The organism is Bradyrhizobium sp. 137, assembly GCF_023074095.1.
Classification (GTDB): domain Bacteria; phylum Pseudomonadota; class Alphaproteobacteria; order Rhizobiales; family Xanthobacteraceae; genus Bradyrhizobium.
Window position 1 is genome coordinate 51,847 of the sequence record NZ_JADPKU010000066.1, and the last position, 19,529, is coordinate 71,375.

Below are 19,529 nucleotides of genomic sequence, written 5' to 3' on the forward strand. Positions count from 1 at the left end.
CTCCAGCACAGGAACGAACATACCTTCCGACACGTTCGCCGATCTACTTACGCTGACGCCATCGTCTTCCCGGAGGTTTTAGTCATGCATTCCCGTCTTCAGGACAGGCGCCGCGTGCGCGTCGGCATCGTCGGCGTCGGCAATTGCGCAAGCTCCTTCGTCCAGGGGCTCACCTACTACCGAAACGCCAAATCGAACGAGCCTGTGCCCGGCCTGATGAACGTCGATCTCGGCGGGTATCACGTCAGCGACCTCCAGATCGCGTCAGCTTTCGACGTCAACGCCGGCAAGGTCGGGCACGATGTCGCCGACGCCATCTTTGCCAAGCCGAACAACACGCATCGATTCTCCGATGTCGAACAGACCGGCGTGATCGTTCATCGCGGCCCGGTGATGGATGGCATCGGGCACTATCTTGAAGATGATGTTCCGGTCGCCGACGTCCCGGAGGCCGATGTTTCGGAGGTCCTGGCGATGTCACGGACCGACGTGCTGGTGTCCTACTTGCCCGTCGGCTCGCAACGCGCAAGTGAATGGTACGCAGCGCGCGCCATCGAAGCCGGCTGCGGCTATGTTAATTGCATCCCCGTTTTCATCGCCTCCAATCCGGACTGGCGGCAGCGGTTCGAGAATGCAGGCCTTCCGATCATCGGCGATGACATCAAGAGCCAGGTCGGCGCAACCATCCTGCACCGCGTGCTCGCCAATTTGTTTCGCGATCGCGGCGTGCGGCTGGACCGCACCTACCAGCTCAACGTCGGCGGCAATACCGATTTCAAGAATATGCTCGAACGAGAGCGGCTGACCTCGAAGAAGATCTCCAAGACTCAGGCGGTCACCAGCCAGTTCGACGTTCCGATCGATCCCGACAACATCCATGTCGGGCCGAGCGATCACGTGCCCTGGCTGACCGATCGCAAGCTCGCTTTCATCCGGCTCGAAGGCACGACATTCGGCGGCGTGCCGCTGAGTGCCGAAGTCAAGCTCGAAGTGTGGGACTCCCCGAACTCCGCGGGCGTCGTGATTGACGCGGTCCGCTGCGCAAAACTTGCCATGGATCGCGGTCAGGGCGGCGCCCTGACCGGCCCCTCCAGCTATTTCATGAAATCGCCGCCGCAGCAGTTCACCGACGAGGAGGCCGGACGGCGAACGCGCGCCTTCATCGAGGACAAGGTGTATTCCTGATGGCGAGGATCATTCATCTCGTGCGTCACGGTCACCATGCTTTGCTCGGCCGCACGCTATGCGGCCGGATGAATGGCGTCACGCTCGACGACATCGGCTGCGAGGAAATGGCGCGCTGTGCAATCACGATCAGCCCGTGGCCAGCCTTGATCCAGTCGAGCCCGCAGCGGCGCTGCATGCAATCAGCCTCCATTCTGGCGGCGCACTTCGGACTGCCGATCGAGATCGTCCCCGCTCTCGACGAGCTCGACTATGGCGAATGGAGCGGCCGGTCCTTCGAGGAACTCCGTCAGGACCCGCAATGGTCGCGCTGGAACAGGCGGCGCGGGGCTAGCCGCCCACCCGGGGGCGAGAGCATGCGGTCGCTCCAGAATCGCGTCGTCGGCCATCTGGAGCAGCTGCGCAACGATCATTCTGCGGGCACCGTCATTGCCGTCAGTCATGCCGAGCCGATCCGTGCTGCGCTCTTGCATTACGCGCGCATGCGGCTTGACGACTTTCTCTCGATCGAAATCGACCCATCCAGCATCTCCACTCTCAGCGTGGACAGCCGCGGGTTCAGGATTACCGGGATCAATCAGCGGGTGCCGGCGTGAAGATCGTCATTTTCGGGCTGACCATCTCCTCCTCCTGGGGCAACGGCCACGCGACCCTGTGGCGCGGCCTCTGCAAGCATCTGGCACACCTCGGCCATACCGTCGTCTTCTACGAGCGCGATGTGCCCTATTACGCCGGCGCCCGCGACTTCAATGAGTTGCCGGGCGGCCAGCTGCGGTTGTTTTCGACTTGGGACGAGACCCGCTCCCTCGCCCGCGGCGACGTCGGGGATGCCGATGTCGCGATCGTCACGTCTTATTGTCCCGACGCGATCGCGGCGACCGACCTGATCATGTCGGAAAGACGCGCCGTTCCCGTCTTCTATGATCTGGATACCCCGATCACGCTGGCGCGGCTCATGGAGGGTGGATCCGTTCCTTATATCAGCCCACGGGGCCTACGGGATTTCGCGCTCGTCCTCAGCTTCACCGGCGGGCCCCGCGTTGCCCACGAATTCCGCGACCGGCTCGGCGCCCGCGACATTCGCCCCCTATACGGCCACGTCGATGTCGATATTCATCGCCCGGTGCCGCCCCGACCGCACTACCGCGCAGATCTCTCTTATCTCGGCACCTATTCCGAAGACCGCCAGCGCGGACTTGAAGCGCTGTTCGTCGAACCGGCACGCGCGCGGCAGGACCTGCGCTTCCTGATCGGCGGGGCGCAATATCCTGACGACTTCCCATGGTCGCCCAACATCTACTTCGTGCGGCATCTGCCGCCATCGGAGCATGCGCCTTTCTTTGCGTCCTCCCGCTTGACCCTCAACGTCACACGCAGAGCCATGGCGGAGATGGGCTGGTGCCCCTCCGGCCGTCTGTTCGAGGCGGCTGCCTGTGGCGTCCCGCTCCTGAGCGACGACTGGCCGGGTATCGAAGAGTTCTTCGCGCCTGGCAGGGAGATCCTGATCGCCCGCGACGCGCAGGACACATTGGCGGCGTTGGCGATGCCGAGCGCCGAGCTCCAATCCATCGCTAGATGCGCCTATGAACGGACATTGGATCAGCACACATCCGACAAACGCGCGCGCGAGCTGGTGTCGCTGCTCGAGCAGGCGGCGTCCAGCGGCACGCATCGCCAGCAATCCGAGGAGGCCTGACCATGTGGGGCATCGTTCCGGCCGCGGGCCGCGGCAGCCGCATCCAACCGCTGGCGTTCTCCAAGGAGCTGCTGCCCGTCGGCAGCCGGCGCGACGACGGCACGGAGCGCCCCTGCGCGGTCTCCGAGTATCTCCTGGAGCGCCTCATCCTCGGCGGAGCGGACAAGATCTGCTTCGTCATTTCGCCGGGCAAATCCGACATTCTGGAATATTTCGGCGATCACTACGGCAGCGCTCAGCTCGCCTATGTGGTCCAGCCCGACGCATCCGGCTTATGCGACGCCGTCTTCCGGGCCGGCACCGTGGTCGGACATGACGAGCACGTCGTCGTCGGCCTGCCCGATACCGTGTGGTTTCCAAAGGCCGCCTTGCAGGCTCTGCCCGATGCCGACCTCTCCTTCCTCCTCTTCCCAGTCGAGCGCCCGGAATTCTTCGACGCCGTCGTGGTCGAGGGAGACAGCGTGCGGGAGATCCAAGTCAAGCAGCCGACCCCAACTTCGCGGTGGATCTGGGGCGCTTTCAGGATGTCGGCCACCGGCTTCCGCGAATTGCATGCGCTCTGGAACGCGCGAGACCGGCGAGACGAATATTTTGGGACTTTGGTCAATGCCTACCTCCAGGCAGGCGGCGTCGGCATCGGGATCAAGGCGGGGGAGTCCTATGTCGATGTCGGAACCGTCGACGGCTATCGCAAGGCTATGGCTCTTCTCGCGGACAGCGCCGGCGCTGACGGCCGGTCGAGGTTGCGGGTCGGCACCTCGTCGGATGGAGCTCGACCGATCCCCGCGATGGACAACGGAGCGACTGCATGACGAGAGCGCTACTTACGCGCGAGGAAATTCGCAAGCGCGTCGATGCGCTCGGGCCGTGGTTTCACAATCTCGACCTGAACGGCGTGCCGACCGCCCCCGCCCACTTCCTTGGCGACTATCCCAGCGTGAAATGGCGGCGATTTTCCGGAATCATTCCGGACCGCCTCGAAGGCAAGACCGTGCTCGATATCGGCTGCAACGCCGGCTTTTACGCCATGGAGATGAAGCAGCGGGGCGCCGAGCGCGTGCTTGGACTAGACACCGACGAGGAGTACCTGGCGCAGGCGCGCTTTGCCGCCGAAGTGAAAGGCCTCAGGATCGAATTCCGCAAGATGTCGGCCTATGATGTCGGGCAGCTCCGCGAGAAGTTCGATCTGGTGATCTTCATGGGCGTGCTCTACCACCTGCGCCATCCGCTTCTGGCGCTGGATCTCATCCACGAGCACGTCGCCAAGGACCTCCTCCTGTTCCAGTCGATGCAGCGCGGCGACAGTCACGTCGACGCGATCGAGAAGAACTACGATTTCTGGACCACCGACCAGTTCGATTCCGCCGGCTATCCCAAACTGCACTTCATCGAGCACAAATACGCCGACGACCCCACCAATTGGTGGGTCCCGAACCGGGCCTGCGTCGAGGCCATGCTGCGCAGCGCCGGCTTTGCCATCACTGCGCATCCCGAAGAGGAGGTCTATCTCTGCGAGCGAACGGAGCGCCCCCAGGCCGATGGACCCGTCTATCCTTGCCGGAGCACAAGCCGATGATCGAGGCTGCCAAGATCTGGAACGAGCCGAACAACAAGTCGCATTGGAATCTCCTGATCGATCCGGATTGGGCGATGTTCGCGAACTTGGCCATTGCTGCCGGCAAATCGATCCGCAGTGCACGGCCGGCATTGCCAATCGTGCTCGGCGGCATCTCGCCGATTGATCCGTCCTTCATGCGCAACATGCAGAGCCGCGGCGTGCTCGACAATTTCGATGCAGTCGCCGTGCATGGCTTTCCGCTCGACTGGAATCTGTGGCAGATCGGCGACTGGCCGGCCAAGATCGAGGAGATCAAGGCGGTCACCACCCTGCCTGTCTGGGTGACGGAGGTCGGCGTCTCCTCGTTCGGCGCCGAAGAGGTGCAAGCCTGGGGCCTGTCGCGCACAGCCGAACTCCTGATCGGCCGTGCCCCGCGCATCCATTGGTACAGCCTCTACGACCTTCCCTCCGCCTGGGAAGCAACGACACGGCACAAGGAAGCCGAAGGCTCCTCGTATTACAGGCATTTCCACATGGGCCTGCTGCGCGAGGACGGCACGCCAAAGGCGGCGGCCGACCAGTTTGGCATCTATGCGCCTGCAATGGGTCTGTGCCAGTGGTTCCACTTCGAGGATCATCGCCTCGACGACGCCGTGCACTGGATGCGCCGTCTCGGCGTGACCCATCTCAGGACAGGTCTTTCATGGGCCGACAGCTTCCGTCCTAATGCGCTCGCATGGTTCGACCGCCAGATGGGGGCGCTGGCGGAATTTCAGGTCACGGTGACGTTCTGCTTCACACCCGAGCATCGGGGCATCGAGCCGCATCACACCAGCCCGCCACTCGACGTCAATGAATTTGCCGATTTCTGCGCATCGATGGTCGATCGCTACTGCACGAAGACGGGTGTTGCATCCTCCGCAACGTCCGCCAATCCCCCTATCAGGGAACCGACATGCGTGCCCTGATCCTGGTGATGGACTCCGTCGGCATCGGCGGCGCGCCGGATGCCGCTCGCTATGGTGACGATGGCGCCGACACTGTCGGCCACATCGCTGAAGCCTGCATGGCCGGTCGCGCCGACAGCGCCGCCCGCGAGGGTCCGCTCCGGCTTCCCAATCTCGTCGCGCTCGGCCTCGGCCAAGCCTGCCGCCTCGCCACCGGGCGCGTGCCGCCGGGGCTGGACGGTCGGGTCGAGCACCGGCAATTTGGGTGCGCGACCGAGATCTCGAAAGGCAAGGACACCCCGTCAGGTCATTGGGAGATCTCCGGAGTGCCCGTACCGTTCGAATGGGGCTATTTCCCTCGAACGATGCCCTGCTTCCCCGGGGATCTGACTAAGGCCTTCTGCGAGCAAGCCGGATTGCCCGGCATCCTCGGGGATTGTCACGCCTCCGGCACGGAGATCATCGCCGAGTTCGGCGAGCGCCACATGCGAACGGGAATGCCGATCTGCTACACCTCAGCCGACAGCGTGTTCCAGATCGCAGCGCATGAGGAGACCTTCGGGCTCGAACGTCTGTATGAGATTTGCGCGATCGCAAGGCGACTGATCGATCCCCTCAACATCGGCCGCGTCATTGCCCGGCCATTCGTCGGCACAAATGCGAGCGACTTCAAGCGCACCGTACACCGGCGCGACTATTCGGTGCCGCCGCCCGGGCGAACCATCTTAGATCTCGCTGAAAGCGCCGGCCGTGACATCGTGACGATCGGCAAGATCGACGACATCTTCGCTCATCGGGCAACCGGGCGAAACATGCGCGGCGACGGCAATGACGGGTTGTTCGACGCCTCGCTCAAGGGGCTGGCCAGCCTTGCGGATGGAGGATTGCTGTTCGCCAACTTCATCGACTTCGACACCCTCTACGGCCATCGCCGCGACGTCGCGGGCTATGCCGCGGCACTCGAAGTCTTCGATGACCGTCTTCCCGAGCTACTGTCACGTCTGCGGAGCGACGATCTTCTGATCATCACCGCAGACCATGGCTGCGATCCGACCTGGAGGGGCACCGACCACACCCGCGAACAGGTGCCGATCCTGGCCCGGACGACGCAATCATCTGCTCCGATCGGCTGGCGTGCCGGCTTTGCCGATATCGGCGCCACCGCAGCAAGGCATCTGGACCTGCCGGAACCGCTGCACGGCGCGCACTTCTAGCGGGCAGCAGGGCTGGGGATTCACCTAGGTTATTGATCCAGGTTAGAGAAATATTCGTTTGTACAATTTCGAGGAACGAACATTCCTTGCATCGCTTCTGACTCCAAACGTGACTGGCGTGCAGGTCGTCCGACCAGACAGTAAGGCGCGCTTCAGCTCCCATCATCGGTCGATTTCCCCAAGGGATCGATCTTACGGCGGCACGGAGTGGTGCATGACGCGGGTATTAATCACTGGAGGCGCGGGATTCATCGGCTCGCATGCAACCGACATGCTGCTCGCTGCCGGTTATGAGGTCCGGCTGCTCGACAATCTTTCGCCGCAGGTCCACGGCGGCAACCGCCAGCGCCCGTCCTATCTCGCCGATGAGGCCGAGCTCGTCGTTGGCGACGTCACTGACAGCGTTGCGGTCGAACATGCCCTGCGCGGGGCCGACATGGTCGTGCATCTCGCTTCCGCCGTCGGCGTCGGCCAGAGCATGTACGACATCGAGCCTTTTGTGCGGACCAACGAGCTCGGCACAGCGGTGCTGCTCCAGGCGCTGTCGAGGCGCCCAGTCGAACGGCTGGTGGTCGCCTCCTCCATGAGCATCTACGGCGAGGGCCTCTATCGCAGGCCCGATCAAAGCGTCGTCGCCTGCGACGAACGGCCGATCGAGCAGCTGCGCAGAGGGGAATGGGAGTTGCGCGACAGTGCGGGTCACCCACTCGTCCCCGTGGCGACCCCGGAGAGCAAGCTGCCATCACTGAGCTCGGTCTACGCATTGAACAAGTTTGCGCAGGAGCGCATGTGCCTGATCACAGGCAAGGCTTACGGCATCCCGACCCTGGCGCTGCGCTTCTTCAACGTGTTCGGTCCCCGTCAGGCCCTGTCAAATCCCTATACCGGCGTACTCGCGATCTTCGCCGCGCGGCTCCTCAACGGTCGGCCGCCGCTTGTTTTCGAGGACGGCGAGCAACGGCGCGATTTTGTTCACGTGCACGACGTCGCCCGCGCCTGCCGCATCGCGCTGCAAGTGGAGCAGACGCAGGACGTCTTCAACGTGGGCTCGGGCCAAAGCCGGACCATCCTGTCGGTCGCCGAGGACCTCGCCGGGGTCATGGGCAGGAGCGACATCGCGCCCGAGATCACGCGGAAATACCGCGCCGGCGACATCAGGCACTGCTTCGCAGATATCGGCAAATCGCGCGACCTTCTCGGCTTCGAGCCGCATGTGGCTTTCAGGGACGGCCTGGAGGAGCTCGCGGAATATCTCGCAGACCAGATCGCCGACGACCAGGCCGAGCGGGCGACCCAGGAGCTGCTGCAACGAGGATTGGTTGCGTGATGAATGAGCGAGACAATAGGCCGGTTCTGATCACAGGCGGCTGCGGCTTCATCGGTTGCAATCTTGCCGACCGGCTGGCGGAGCGCGGCGAGCGCGTATTGGTGCTGGACAACCTGGCCCGCGCCGGCGTGCGCGAGAACGCGCAATGGCTGAAATCCAGGCATCGCGACCTCATCACCATCGCGGTGGCCGACATTCGTGAGCCGATCCCGGTGATCGATGCCGTGCGTGAGGCCCGCGCGGTGCTGCATTTGGCGGCTCAGGTCGCCGTCACGGGCAGCGTGAGCGATCCCGCCGCCGATTTCGAGATCAACGCGCGCGGCACCCTGAACGTGCTTGAAGCGGTTCGGCTGCACAACAGCACCGCTCCGGTCGTGTTCGCCTCCACCAACAAGGTCTATGGCCGCCTGATCGAGGACAGCGAGATCGCACTCACCGGCCGCCGTTATACGCCCACCAGCGACTTGCTGGCCGAAGGCATCTCCGAGAACGCTGCGCTCGATTTCTACAGCCCCTATGGCTGTTCCAAGGGGACGGCGGATCAGTACGTCCACGACTATGCGCGGGTTTACGGGCTCCAGACCGTGGTGATGCGCATGAGCTGCATCTATGGGCCGCGCCAGTTCGGCACCGAGGACCAGGGCTGGATCGCACATTTCCTGCTGAGCGCGATCCGCGGCAAACCACTGACGATCTACGGCGATGGTTATCAGGTCCGCGACGCGCTGCATGTGTCGGATGCAGCCTCTGCCTGGCTCGCAGTACTCGACCGAATCTCGCTAGCGCGTGGACGCGTGTTCAATCTCGGCGGCGGACCAGCCAATGCGGTCAGCCTCCGGGAATTGATCGACCACATTGCCGAACTGACCGGCCACCAGGTCACATACCGCTTTGCCGATTGGCGTCCGGGCGATCAGCCTTGGTACGTCACCGACACCCGTGCGCTGTCTACCGCCCTCGGATGGGCACCGCAGGTCTCGGTCGCCGAGGGCCTTCGCTCGCTTCATGCCTGGCTGGACAGCCGCTTCGGAACAACTCGGGGCAACCGCGAGGCTCTCGCATGACGCGCGTCGCCCTGATCAATCCGAACTGGGATTTTGGCGGCAGCATCTATTTCGGCTGCCGGTCCCCCCACCTACCGCTCGAGCTCGGGATCGCCGAGCATTATTTGAAAGCGGCCGGGCACCGGACGCTGCTGCTCGATGCGCACATGTTCGATCTGTCATTCGGGGACGTCGAGGCTGAGCTGCGCGCCTTCGAGCCTGACCTGATCGTCATCACGACGGCACCGACCTACCTGTTCTGGCGCTGCGCACCGCCGGAGCTGCGCGTTCCGCAGGAGCTTGCACTGGCGGTACGGGATCTTGCACCGGTCTTGGTTGCCGTTGGGCCGCACGGCTCGACCACGCCGCGGGCGGCCCTGAAGAAGCTCGCGGTCGACATAATCGTCATGGGTGAATGCGAAGCATCTTTGCTGCGGTTGGCCAACGGGGAGCGGGACTTCCCCGGCCTGTGCTTGGCGGACGGCGCCACGGTCCGGGTCAATGGCGGCCCGCAGGCGGTCGACTTCAAGGATCAGCCAGCGCTCGACTGGCCGGACGAGATGATCCGGCGGCATCGTCACCACCATCATCGCTTCGAGGCCGAACCGGTGGGCCCCGGCGCGGAGGTCGAGGCGTCGCGCGGATGCCCCTACAATTGCACGTTCTGCGCCAAGGAGAATTTCCGCAACGCCTACCGCAAACGGCCGCCCTCGATCATTCTCGACGAGATTGATCGGCTGCGCGGCCAAGGCGTCGAATATGTCTACTTCATCGACGAAATCTTCCTTCCTAACCCAGAACTTCTGGAAGGGCTGAGTACGCGCGGCCTCAAATTCGGTGTCCAGACCCGCATCGATCTCTGGAAGCCGGACATGCTCGCCTTGCTGGGTCGCGCAGGCTGCGTCTCGATCGAGGCTGGCATCGAAAGTCTCACCGTCGAGGGCCGCGCGGCACTCGCCAAGAACTGCAAGATGACCACCGACCAGCTCGCCGACCGCCTGGTCGAAGCCCGACGCTACGTCCCCTTCGTGCAGGCCAATCTGATCGAGGTCCCCGAGGACGACGATCCCGTAGTGCAGCGCTGGCGCCGCAAGATGCAGGATGCCGGTATCTGGGCGAACGACCCGGTCCCGCTCTATCCCTATCCCGGCTCGCCGGACTACCGAAAGCTGTGGGGCGAGGCCGACGATTTCGCCTGGGAGCGCGCGCATCGGCACTATCTCGAAATGTTCGACCAGTTCAGCGACGTGCAGAACGATCGGCCGGTCCCGCTTGACGCCCTCGAACATCCGGTGGCGCCATGAGCCGCGGTTCCGACATCAGGATCCTGATGACGACCGACATTGTGGGCGGCGTGTGGACCTATTCCTGCTCACTCGCCTCGAGCCTTGCCGCCGCGGGCGCCCACGTGACGCTGGCGACGATGGGTCCATCCGCGCGCGCCGACCAGCGCGAGATGCTGCACGGCTCGGGGGTCCGCCTCATCGAAACCGACCTCGCTTTGGAATGGCAGGACCCGGAAGGGCGTGACCTCCGCAATGCCAGGCGTGTCCTTTTAGGGCTCGAAGCACGGTTCAGGCCGGACATCGTCCACCTCAACAGTTTCCGGGAGGCAACCCTGTCGTGGCGTGCGCCAACCGTTCTCGTGGCGCACTCCTGCGTCAACTCATGGGCGCTGGCCTGTCGGGATACGGCTTGGCTCGGCGAGCCCCGTTGGGCGCGTTATACGGAAAGGGTGGCCGCGGCGCTCAACAGCACGCAGGCTTGGGTCTGCCCGAGCCGGTCATTCCACGATGACATCATGGAGATCTATCGGCCACGGTCTGCCGGCGCCGTGATCTGGAACGGGATTGCTGCTGGGGACCTCTCAACTCGAAAGCAGGAGTTGATCTTCGCGGCCGGCCGGCTGTGGGATCATGCCAAGAACATCGGAGTATTGGCTGCGGCTGCACCGGATCTGGATTGGCCGGTTCAGGTCGCAGGACCCGCTGAAGCAGATCCGTCCGTGGGGGTCACTTGGCTTGGGCAATTGCCGCACAGCGACTTGCGCGGACATCTCCAGCACGCGGCGATCTTTGCAAGCCCAGCACTTTATGAGCCGTTCGGCCTCTCCGTTTTGGAGGCAGCCGCCGCCGGCTGCGCGCTCGTGCTGTCGCACATCCCGACGTTCCGGGAATTGTGGAGCGGAGCCGCGCTGTTTTTCGATCCCTGCGATAGCCAGGCGTTGCACCGAGCTCTCGCAGAACTTTGTGCGGACGATCTCGGAAGAGCACGGCTGCAACGCGCCGCCTACGAGCGTTCCCTGACCTATTCGCTGTCGCGCACGACCGGCGCTTATCTGAAGCTCTACGAAGGGCTACTCGCTGCCAACCGCACGACGCCTCAAGCCGGCCAGATCGAGGTGCGCGCATGAAATGCGTCCTGTTCTACCACGCATTCACCTCCTGCTGGAACAATGGCAACGCTCATTTCCTGCGCGGCTACGCCCGCGAGCTGCATGCGCTTGGTCACGAGGTCGTCGTTTTCGAGCCGATCGACGGCTGGAGTCGGTTGAATGCCATCCGCGAGAGCGGCAGCGAGGTCCTGCAAGACATCGGACAGCTCTTCCCAGGCATTTCCATTCGTCGCTATGATGCCTCGCTCGATTTCGACGAAGCGCTCGATGGCGCCGATCTCGTCGTCGTGCACGAATGGAACTCGCCCGATGTGATCGAGCAGATCGGGCACAGGCGCGCGCACGGCGCTCCCTTCACATTATTGTTCCACGATACCCACCATCGTGCGATTACAGCGCCGGACGAACTTGCACAATTTGACCTCGATGCATTCGACGGCGTGCTCGCCTTCGGCGAGGTGCTTCGCCAGATCTACGTGAAGCTCGGCTGGGCCGACCGGGCCTATACTTGGCACGAAGCCGCCGATGTCGCCTTGTACCACCCGCTGCCGAATGTCGAACCTACCGACGATCTGGTCTGGATCGGCAATTGGGGCGACGGCGAACGCAGCACTGAGCTCAACGAATTCCTGGTCGAGCCTGTTGCCGAGCTGAATTTGCGCGCGAGTGTCTATGGCGTGCGTTACTCGGATGCCGCCCTCCAGGCCATCCGGGCCACAGGTATCCGCCACGGCGGCTGGCTGCCTGCGCATTGGGCTCCGGTGGCATTCGCCGGCGCGCGCGCGACCATTCATGTCCCGCGCGGGCCCTATGTACGGTCGCTTCCGGGCATCCCTACCATCCGTGTGTTCGAGGCCCTCGCCTGCGGCATTCCTCTGCTTTCGGCGCCGTGGTCCGATGCGGAAAGCCTGTTTCCGGACGGCGCTTATCTCCAGGCGGCCGATGGCGCGGAGATGAAGCGCGCGCTCGGCGCCGTTCTCGACGATCGGGAGCTGTCTTCCGCGATGGTGGAGACCGGCCTTCGGACCATTCAGGAGCGCCATACCTGCCGTCACCGCGCACAACAGCTTGTGGGCATCGTGGAGGCCATTCGTGCCTCCGATAGCTCGTCACAGCCGCTGCGTTACATCGGAGCCTCCGCATGAAGATCTGCTTCTTCGGATCCAGCCTTGTCTCGTCTTACTGGAACGGCGCCGCCACCTATTATCGCGGCATGCTCAAGCAGATTGCGGCGCTCGGACACGACGTCATCTTCTTCGAGCCTGACGCCTTCGAGCGGCAGGCCCACCGCGACATCGACGACCCCGACTGGGCCAGGGTCGTTGTGTACCCCGCGACCGCCGACGGCTGGCGCGGCTCGCTCGATGCGGCGGCGCGATCGGCCGACATGCTGATCAAGGCCAGCGGCGTCGGCGTCTTCGATCAGGAGCTGGAGACCGCCGTTGCTGCCTTACCCTCCCGAACCATGCGCATCTACTGGGATGTCGATGCTCCCGCCACGCTCGAAGCGATGGCAAACGATCCGGAGCATCATCTGCGCCGTGCGATTCCATCCTACGACATGGTCTTGACCTACGGCGGCGGCGATGGCGTCGTATCGGCCTACCGCGCTATTGGTGCGCGAGACTGCGTTCCGATCTACAACGCCCTCGACCCCGAAACGCATTTTCCATCGCCGCCCAAGCCGGACTTCATCTGCGATCTCAGCCTGCTGGCAAATCGCCTGCCTGATCGCGAGCGGCGCGTCGAGCACTTCTTCCTCGACATCGCGCGCCAGTTGCCGGACAAGACGTTCGTTCTCGGCGGCTCCGGCTGGGAGACCAAGGATACGTCCGGCAACCTCCGAAAGGTCGGGCATGTCGGCACCGGCGAGCACAACGCATTCTTCGGCTCCGGCCTTGCCACGCTCAACGTCAATCGCGACAGCATGGCGCGCTACGGATTCTCGCCGCCGACGCGGGTGTTCGAGGCGATCGGCGCAGGCGCCTGCTTGATCACCGATCATTGGATCGGCATCGACCATTTCCTCGAGCCGGATCGCGAAGTGCTGGTGGCCGCGAATGGAGCCGAGATTGCCGGCCATCTCGGCGCCCTCAGCCCTGATCGGGCCGCCGCGATCGCCAGCCGAGCCCGCGCGCACATTCTCAGCCAACACACCTACCGGCATCGCGCCCGCCAATTCAACGATCTCTTCGTCGGAAGCAGCTCGCACATCGAGGCAGCAGAATGAACCTTAGCATCGTCGTCGTCGGTCTTTCGGTCACGTCATCATGGGGCAATGGTCACGCCACGACCTATCGCGCCCTGATCGAGGCCCTCGCGCGACGAGGCCACCATGTCACCTTCCTGGAGCGCGACGTCGCCTGGTATCGCGAGCATCGCGATCTCACCAAGCCGTCGTCATGGACTGTCGAGCTCTATCAATCACTGAAGGATGTCCCTCGCCGCTTCGGAAAGCTGATCCGGGACGCCGACCTCGTCATCATCGGCTCCTATGTGCCCGACGGTATCGCCATCTCCGAATGGATCACGAGCCAGGCGCGAGGGATCACCGCCTTCTACGACATCGACACGCCGGTGACGCTGGCGAGACTCGACCGGGGCCTCGACTATCTCTCCGCTGCGATGATCCCGCGTTTCGACCTCTATCTATCGTTCGCCGGTGGCCCGGTGCCCGACATGATCGAGGCGCGTTACGGCAGCCCGATGGCACGGGTTCTCTATTGCAGCGCCGACGCGGACGCCTACGTGCCGCAACAGGCCCAGACGAAATGGGCGCTGGGCTACCTCGGGACTTATAGCGAGGACCGGCAGCCCGTCCTTGAACAATTGCTGTTGTCCCCGGCGCGGATGCTGCCGTCCGAGCAATTCGCCGTCGCGGGCGCGCAATATCCTGAACATATCGCCTGGCCCGACAATGTCATGCGGATCGAGCACCTCGCGCCAAAGCAGCACCCGATGTTTTACGCGGAGCAGCGGTTCGCCCTGAATGCGACCCGCGCCGACATGCGCGCGCTGGGCTTCTCGCCGAGCGTTCGGCTGTTCGAAGCTGCCGCCTGCGGCACGCCCGTGATTTCCGACCGATGGCCGGGGATCGAGACCATCTTCGAGCCGTCGCGGGAAATCTTGCTGGCCTCAACGGCGCGCGACGTCATCGAGATCCTGCGCGACATGCCCGAGGAACGTCGACGCACTATCGCCGAGAGCGCGCGCCGCCGCGTTCTGACCGATCACACCTCCGACCATCGAGCCCGCCAGTTGGAGGTCTACTGCGCCGAAGCAACCGCGCGCCGCCGCCGTAAATCGGCGCGGCTACCGGCTGGCCGACCGGTTCAAGTCGCCGAACTCTGAGGGAGCTTGCCATGACACTCCAGACCCGAATTCCCACGCTCCGTCGCTCGCCGACAGTGCTCATCGCCGGCGGCGCCGGCTTCATCGGCTCTCATCTCTGCGATTCGCTTCTGCAACGCGGCAACAGGGTGATCTGCCTCGACAACCTGTTCACGGGCACAATCGACAATATCAGGCCGCTGCTGAACCATCCGAACTTTCGCTTCATCGAGCATGATGTGCGCGAGGAGATCGAGATCGACGACGAGATCGACCGGGTCTACAGTCTCGCCTGCCCCGCCTCACCCCGGCATTACCAGAAGGATCCGGTCGGCACGATGAAGACATGCGTGCTCGGCACCATCAATTTGCTCGAGCTCGCCCGCCGCAAGGGCGCCCGCGTCCTGCAGGCCTCGACGAGCGAAGTATACGGCGATCCGGAGGTGCATCCACAGCCGGAATGCTATCTTGGCAACGTCAACCCGATCGGGCCGCGGGCCTGCTACGACGAGGGCAAACGCGCCGCCGAGACGCTGATGTTCGACTACCACCGCACGCACGGAACCGAGATTAAGGTCGCGCGCATCTTCAACACCTATGGCCCGCGCATGCTGGAGAACGATGGCCGTGTCGTCTCCAATTTCATCGTGCAGGCGCTGCGCGGCGAGCCGATCACGATCTATGGCGGCGGCACGCAGACAAGGAGTTTCTGCTTCGTCGACGATCTGGTGCGGGGCCTTCAGCTGCTGATGGAAAGCCCGGCCTCGGTAACCGGCCCCTGCAACCTCGGCAATCCGCACGAGGTCACGATCGAGGCCATAGCCCGGGAGGTCCTGACGTACACGGAGTCGGCCTCCCCACTCCGCTTCGTGGCGCTGCCGAAGGACGATCCGAAGCGTCGCAAGCCGGTCATCGACACCGCCGCGCAACTTCTGGGATGGCGTCCGCGCGTAGCGCTGAAGGACGGTCTTCAGGCGACGATCGCCTATTTCGCGTTGCGCGTCGCGGATGAGTCACCGACGCTGGTGCCGGCTCTTGCACGGCGAAAGAGAGGTCCGACGCGCGGCATGCTCAAGATTGCGGATTAAGATCAACGCGCTTCTCGTTGGATCGGATCCCAGTTGAGAAGCGGACATCCGCTCAGCCGATCAAAGTCAATTATCCACGCGGCTCAGCCGAGCTGGGAGGCGAAGCCATGGAATGGTGGGCGCACCAGGGCTCGAACCTGGGACCCGCTGATTAAGAGATAGCAACCGGTTGAAGACCATCAATGACTTGCCGATCGCGTCCCGGGGATCGTCTGGCAGAATATGGGCATCGCCGCGCATTCATGGCCGTCTTTCCACCAGTGTTGGTCCGATCGGTCAGAAAACTTTCCTGAAGCAGTTCGATACTGTCACTGAGTGATTCAGAGCGCGTTTGCAGGCGTCTTGCGCTTCTCTAATCGTGGTCGAAGAGCTCGTTCGGAGAGCGTTCCCTGGCGAGGACACTCTTCTGCCCTCGCGCAGCCTGCTCGCGACAAAGTTTGATGCGATCGGTTGTGATGTCCGCGGCGGCCTTGCCGAGCGCCAGCTGAAGCCAGAGGCATAGGATCTCCGCTACAGCGTGCGGCTGTGGGTCCTGCGCATGCTCACCATCCATCATAGGAACCATATCTGTGGCGGCCGGTTGGCTTGCCGTTGAGCTGTCACTCTGCAGAGCAGCTCGACAAACCGGCATGAGTCCTAGGCCGAGCATCCGTCGGGGACCAATCCCATGATGGACCACGCGACCAGAGTTGGTAATCGGTTGTTAGCAGCGTTGCCGCCAGCAGATTTTGCTTTGCTTGCGCCTCATTTGCGGAAAGTCGAGATCGAGCGCGATTCCGTGCTGGCCCGATCGGGCGACCGGGTCGAACATCTCCTCTTCCCCCTGAGCGGCGCGATCGCCGCTATCATGGCGCTGCCGAACGGCCAGACAGTTGCCACAGCGATCATCGGCCACGAGGGGGCTGTGGGCCTGACGTCAGCGCTCGGCGCATCCAATTCGCCCGCGACGGCAGTCGTTCGCATACCAGGGTTCGCGCTGCAGATCTCGGCGGTGCAATTTCTGGCAGCGCAACATCGCAGCCCTCCAATCACATCCATGGTGCAGGTCTTCACGAGATCGTTGTTGACGCAGCTTCAGCACGTGGCCGCCTGCAATGCACTGCATTCCGTCGAAGCCCGCCTGGCGCGCTGGCTGCTTCACATTCACGACCGGGCGAATGGAGGCGATCTCCTCCCGCTGACCCAGGAAACATTATCGGAATTGCTGGGCGTCCGCCGCACCACCGTCACACATGTCGTAAGCACAATGCGCGCCTCAAGAGCTCTGAAATCCAATCGGCGCGGCCAGCTCGAGATTGATCGGCCGCGGCTCGAAGCCGTGGCATGCGAGTGCTACAAGGTCATGAGCCGCAAAATCGATCGGATAGTTTCGCAGGGCGCGGTCGGACTCGTTCATGGGGCGCCAGCGCGGCGGGCCTCCCATTCGCCCGGTAGCCGAGTAGCCGGGACAGGCTCGTAGAGCCGGTTCACTTTCGCGAACCAGTCGCGTGTAGCTTCGCAATTCGGCAAAAGTGCGCGGGTCTGTCGTTACAAACGCCCACTCCTGCGCGGAAGCGAGCTCAGAAAATTGGCAGCTTAGGGGCCGCGCCCTCGACCGAAGCCGACCATAGATTGCTCAGGTGCGCTTTCGGCCACACTTTCCAGCATGCCGGAGCAAAGGCCCGGGCATTGCTGGCCGTACGGCGACCCATAGCGCTCATGCATGGGCTAAGAAGACTCCTACCGGCTGGATTCGATTGCGCTCGAGATCCGAGCATCAGCCCTGGGGCAATCGGCCTTGCGCTTTTCCTTGTTCTCTTCGTCGGCGCAATCGACCCCGCCATCCGCGCTTGGAGTTCCAGAGCTACCGCCGGTCGCGAACGGCCCTTTGCCATCGGCTCCGCCACCACCGGACCCGCCGCTACCGCCGCCACCGCCGGTTGTCCCTCCGGCACGAGATGATCGAGCAGGGCCACCGCCAGCTGCTCCACCGCCCCCAGATGACCCTCCGCTCGAGTTCCCCGGCCCCGCCGCGGACGACCGATCGTTGTCGAAGAACGACTGGCCCCTGTCGTTCTGCCTCTCCGCGTGCAGGCCGCCTGACCTTGCAATGGCTTTTGAGGTCAGGGAAGTGGACAGAAGCAGGGTCATGACGGGGGGCGTCACGGCTGCAAATCTTCCGCAGGTTTTCAAAAACGCCCGCCGGTCGTCATCTTCATTACCATCCCGGGTCACGACGCGCTCTCCTCGATTTAAAATTTTAAATACCTTATTATATATTAAATACGCTTTCAACCAGGGAATGTTCCTTGCCCGGCGGGAGTTACTGAACGTGCGTCGCTCCGACAGAACGGCTCCAAATTCCGTGTTTTCCTCTCGGCGCGCCCGCGCATTGCGGCTTGCTGCGCGAATTGAGTTGCGCCTCAGCATTTAATATAGTTAATTTGTGTTTAACTGGCCGAGCGCGAGTTCGGCTGCAATGGATCATTGCGATGCCACTGCAATTCCACCGGTCCGTCCGGGACATGGAGATCTGGAGCGCGAGCAGCCACGGCTTCTCGTTCGTGATCAGTTTTGAAAGCCCTGGAGGTTCGGGCTTTCACGGACGCTCCGGCTACTTGGCGAGTTGGCGTCCGCTCCACAAGAACCAAGCCGCAATCAAGATTGGCGGCTCGCCCTTTGGAACATTAGCCGAGGCCGAAGGGGCTTGCCGCAATATGATTGAGCATCTGGCGCCACCATAGCGCGCCCCCGCGCACGAGCACGGCAGACGTCCTCGTCACTTCACGCTGGCCGGATCCTGACGCAACAGATCCGGGGGATCCGGCTCACGTGGCGCTGTATGCAGCTCGTTTCGCGAAATCGCCAATGCCGCGAGAACTGTACGATTGCTGACATCCAGCTTCTGGAAGATGTGATGAAGGTGGACTTTGATCGTACCGTCGGCAATATTCAAGCGACGCCCAATCTCCTTATTCGATAGCCCCTCCGACACGAGCCGCATGATCTGGCGCTCACGGCCCGTCAGTTGTGTCAGCGGCCTCTTCTCACCAGCACGGGGCTCCTGGTTGCCGTTCCCGGTGCTCGACAAGCCTGCTGCTACGCCTTGGGCAGCCTTCCGCAGGGTTGCGACCAGCATCTCCGGATTCGCGTCCTTCGGGAGGATGATGCAGGCGCCGTCCAAGGCCAGCCTCTGTAGCTCACTGTCGCCCGCGATACCCGCGAAGAAGATTATCGGGACACCTGGGCCTACCGTGTTTGCAAGAGCGAGGATCTGCTGTCGGCTGACATCGGGCAGTGCAGCATCGACAAGCGTGATGTCCGGCACAAGAAATCGGATTGCCTCAAGACAGCTTGCACCATCGCTGCACGACGCAACGATCGTAAAATCACGCTGCGTCGCAAGAACGCTCCTGATTCCCTGTAAGACGATCGGGTGTCGATCCGCGATGACAACTCTGATGCGGCGCATGCTTCCCTTGCCTGTTGCTAACAACCCCCGTGCAGCCGTTTAATCCGGCATCTCCTTTGAGATGCGCGAGGCATGACCCATCAGCTCGGCCATAAAGTCGCACGGCTTAGGTTTGAGACAGCACGAAGCAGCAACGCTCGATGGCCGCGCTAGCGTAACTCGCTCAGAGAATGCGTGCAGCACCGTAAGAATGCGGTGCTCCACGGAAAGTTAAAAACCGCGAATTCCTCGACGAAAGCGCCATTCTTTCCACAACGATTGGTAGATTCGATCTACAAGTTCTCTCGAAGAGTGT

The 19,529-nt window shown here is 63.1% G+C and carries 18 protein-coding genes and 1 pseudogene; 17 read left to right on the plus strand and 2 right to left on the minus strand.

The features are described 5' to 3' along the window. Positions 1 to 84 precede the first annotated feature (84 nt). From IVA78_RS20790 to IVA78_RS20865, 16 genes are all read left to right on the plus strand, one after another. Entirely contained in the window at positions 85 to 1,185 is a 1,101-nt protein-coding gene (locus IVA78_RS20790) for an inositol-3-phosphate synthase (protein ID WP_247467409.1), read from the plus strand. Next, positions 1,185 to 1,781, plus strand: a complete 597-nt coding sequence (locus IVA78_RS20795; RefSeq protein ID WP_247467411.1) for a histidine phosphatase family protein — start codon at positions 1,185 to 1,187, stop codon at positions 1,779 to 1,781. The genes IVA78_RS20790 and IVA78_RS20795 overlap by 1 nt, the downstream gene beginning before the upstream one ends. Beyond that, positions 1,778 to 2,881: a glycosyltransferase gene (locus IVA78_RS20800; protein WP_247280421.1), complete on the plus strand. Its 1,104-nt coding sequence runs from the start codon at positions 1,778 to 1,780 to the stop codon at positions 2,879 to 2,881. Before IVA78_RS20795 ends, IVA78_RS20800 begins: the two co-directional genes overlap by 4 nt. Positions 2,882 to 2,883: 2 nt before the next feature. Continuing rightward, positions 2,884 to 3,693, plus strand: coding sequence for a sugar phosphate nucleotidyltransferase (locus tag IVA78_RS20805; protein WP_247460434.1), 810 nt, complete (start codon positions 2,884 to 2,886; stop codon positions 3,691 to 3,693). Beyond that, positions 3,690 to 4,457 carry a TIGR04290 family methyltransferase gene (locus tag IVA78_RS20810; RefSeq protein WP_247460437.1) on the plus strand — a complete coding sequence of 256 codons (768 nt, stop codon included), beginning with the start codon at positions 3,690 to 3,692 and terminating at the stop codon, positions 4,455 to 4,457. Before IVA78_RS20805 ends, IVA78_RS20810 begins: the two co-directional genes overlap by 4 nt. After that, positions 4,454 to 5,407, plus strand: coding sequence for a beta-xylosidase (locus tag IVA78_RS20815; protein WP_247460439.1), 954 nt, complete (start codon positions 4,454 to 4,456; stop codon positions 5,405 to 5,407). Before IVA78_RS20810 ends, IVA78_RS20815 begins: the two co-directional genes overlap by 4 nt. Then, positions 5,395 to 6,600, plus strand: a complete 1,206-nt coding sequence (locus IVA78_RS20820; protein ID WP_247467414.1) for a phosphopentomutase — start codon at positions 5,395 to 5,397, stop codon at positions 6,598 to 6,600. The genes IVA78_RS20815 and IVA78_RS20820 overlap by 13 nt, the downstream gene beginning before the upstream one ends. A 214-nt stretch (positions 6,601 to 6,814) precedes the next feature. Then, complete coding sequence (locus tag IVA78_RS20825) at positions 6,815 to 7,927, plus strand: NAD-dependent epimerase/dehydratase family protein (protein WP_247467417.1); 1,113 nt, start codon at positions 6,815 to 6,817, stop codon at positions 7,925 to 7,927. After that, positions 7,927 to 8,991 carry an NAD-dependent epimerase/dehydratase family protein gene (locus tag IVA78_RS20830; protein WP_247467424.1) on the plus strand — a complete coding sequence of 355 codons (1,065 nt, stop codon included), beginning with the start codon at positions 7,927 to 7,929 and terminating at the stop codon, positions 8,989 to 8,991. The genes IVA78_RS20825 and IVA78_RS20830 overlap by 1 nt, the downstream gene beginning before the upstream one ends. Further along, on the plus strand, positions 8,988 to 10,274 hold the full coding sequence (locus IVA78_RS20835; protein ID WP_247467428.1) for a TIGR04295 family B12-binding domain-containing radical SAM protein: 1,287 nt from the start codon (positions 8,988 to 8,990) through the stop codon (positions 10,272 to 10,274). The genes IVA78_RS20830 and IVA78_RS20835 overlap by 4 nt, the downstream gene beginning before the upstream one ends. Before the next feature lie 26 nt (positions 10,275 to 10,300). Next, positions 10,301 to 11,383, plus strand: a complete 1,083-nt coding sequence (locus IVA78_RS20840) for a glycosyltransferase family 4 protein (RefSeq protein ID WP_247467458.1) — start codon at positions 10,301 to 10,303, stop codon at positions 11,381 to 11,383. Further along, a complete protein-coding gene (locus IVA78_RS20845) occupies positions 11,380 to 12,510 on the plus strand; it encodes a glycosyltransferase (RefSeq protein WP_247467431.1) in 1,131 nt (376 codons plus the stop codon). The genes IVA78_RS20840 and IVA78_RS20845 overlap by 4 nt, the downstream gene beginning before the upstream one ends. Continuing rightward, complete coding sequence (locus IVA78_RS20850) at positions 12,507 to 13,595, plus strand: glycosyltransferase (RefSeq protein ID WP_247467433.1); 1,089 nt, start codon at positions 12,507 to 12,509, stop codon at positions 13,593 to 13,595. Before IVA78_RS20845 ends, IVA78_RS20850 begins: the two co-directional genes overlap by 4 nt. Beyond that, positions 13,592 to 14,716, plus strand: coding sequence for a glycosyltransferase (locus IVA78_RS20855; RefSeq protein WP_247467436.1), 1,125 nt, complete (start codon positions 13,592 to 13,594; stop codon positions 14,714 to 14,716). The genes IVA78_RS20850 and IVA78_RS20855 overlap by 4 nt, the downstream gene beginning before the upstream one ends. Positions 14,717 to 14,727: 11 nt before the next feature. Further along, positions 14,728 to 15,783, plus strand: a complete 1,056-nt coding sequence (locus IVA78_RS20860; RefSeq protein WP_247337312.1) for a UDP-glucuronic acid decarboxylase family protein — start codon at positions 14,728 to 14,730, stop codon at positions 15,781 to 15,783. 667 nt (positions 15,784 to 16,450) lie between these two features. Next, a complete protein-coding gene (locus IVA78_RS20865) occupies positions 16,451 to 17,242 on the plus strand; it encodes a Crp/Fnr family transcriptional regulator (RefSeq protein WP_247337313.1) in 792 nt (263 codons plus the stop codon). A gap of 488 nt (positions 17,243 to 17,730) precedes the next feature. Here IVA78_RS20865 and IVA78_RS20870 read toward each other — a convergent pair. Further along, positions 17,731 to 17,997, minus strand: a pseudogene (locus IVA78_RS20870) (hypothetical protein); the annotation flags it as partial. Between the two features lie 257 nt (positions 17,998 to 18,254). On the opposite strand from IVA78_RS20870, the gene IVA78_RS20875 reads away from it, so the two are divergent. Next, entirely contained in the window at positions 18,255 to 18,506 is a 252-nt protein-coding gene (locus IVA78_RS20875) for a hypothetical protein (RefSeq protein WP_247280407.1), read from the plus strand. A gap of 35 nt (positions 18,507 to 18,541) precedes the next feature. Here the strand turns inward: IVA78_RS20875 and IVA78_RS20880 are convergent, their stop codons facing one another. Then, complete coding sequence (locus tag IVA78_RS20880) at positions 18,542 to 19,234, minus strand: response regulator transcription factor (RefSeq protein ID WP_247280406.1); 693 nt, start codon at positions 19,232 to 19,234, stop codon at positions 18,542 to 18,544. Between the last annotated feature and the right edge of the window lie 295 nt (positions 19,235 to 19,529).

What these genes read in the sequence shown, in the direction of transcription:
- IVA78_RS20855 (WP_247467436.1), top strand. Translation starts at nt 13,592, where the DNA reads ATGAACCTTAGCATCGTCGTCGTCGGTCTTTCGGTCACGTCATCATGG.
- IVA78_RS20820 (WP_247467414.1), top strand. Translation starts at nt 5,395, where the DNA reads ATGCGTGCCCTGATCCTGGTGATGGACTCCGTCGGCATCGGCGGCGCG.
- IVA78_RS20860 (WP_247337312.1), top strand. Translation starts at nt 14,728, where the DNA reads ATGACACTCCAGACCCGAATTCCCACGCTCCGTCGCTCGCCGACAGTG.
- IVA78_RS20815 (WP_247460439.1), top strand. Translation starts at nt 4,454, where the DNA reads ATGATCGAGGCTGCCAAGATCTGGAACGAGCCGAACAACAAGTCGCAT.
- IVA78_RS20865 (WP_247337313.1), top strand. Translation starts at nt 16,451, where the DNA reads ATGATGGACCACGCGACCAGAGTTGGTAATCGGTTGTTAGCAGCGTTG.
- IVA78_RS20825 (WP_247467417.1), top strand. Translation starts at nt 6,815, where the DNA reads ATGACGCGGGTATTAATCACTGGAGGCGCGGGATTCATCGGCTCGCAT.
- IVA78_RS20795 (WP_247467411.1), top strand. Translation starts at nt 1,185, where the DNA reads ATGGCGAGGATCATTCATCTCGTGCGTCACGGTCACCATGCTTTGCTC.
- IVA78_RS20875 (WP_247280407.1), top strand. Translation starts at nt 18,255, where the DNA reads ATGCCACTGCAATTCCACCGGTCCGTCCGGGACATGGAGATCTGGAGC.
- IVA78_RS20810 (WP_247460437.1), top strand. Translation starts at nt 3,690, where the DNA reads ATGACGAGAGCGCTACTTACGCGCGAGGAAATTCGCAAGCGCGTCGAT.
- IVA78_RS20850 (WP_247467433.1), top strand. Translation starts at nt 12,507, where the DNA reads ATGAAGATCTGCTTCTTCGGATCCAGCCTTGTCTCGTCTTACTGGAAC.
- IVA78_RS20790 (WP_247467409.1), top strand. Translation starts at nt 85, where the DNA reads ATGCATTCCCGTCTTCAGGACAGGCGCCGCGTGCGCGTCGGCATCGTC.
- IVA78_RS20880 (WP_247280406.1), bottom strand. Translation starts at nt 19,234, where the DNA reads ATGCGCCGCATCAGAGTTGTCATCGCGGATCGACACCCGATCGTCTTA.
- IVA78_RS20835 (WP_247467428.1), top strand. Translation starts at nt 8,988, where the DNA reads ATGACGCGCGTCGCCCTGATCAATCCGAACTGGGATTTTGGCGGCAGC.
- IVA78_RS20845 (WP_247467431.1), top strand. Translation starts at nt 11,380, where the DNA reads ATGAAATGCGTCCTGTTCTACCACGCATTCACCTCCTGCTGGAACAAT.
- IVA78_RS20805 (WP_247460434.1), top strand. Translation starts at nt 2,884, where the DNA reads ATGTGGGGCATCGTTCCGGCCGCGGGCCGCGGCAGCCGCATCCAACCG.
- IVA78_RS20830 (WP_247467424.1), top strand. Translation starts at nt 7,927, where the DNA reads ATGAATGAGCGAGACAATAGGCCGGTTCTGATCACAGGCGGCTGCGGC.
- IVA78_RS20840 (WP_247467458.1), top strand. Translation starts at nt 10,301, where the DNA reads ATGACGACCGACATTGTGGGCGGCGTGTGGACCTATTCCTGCTCACTC.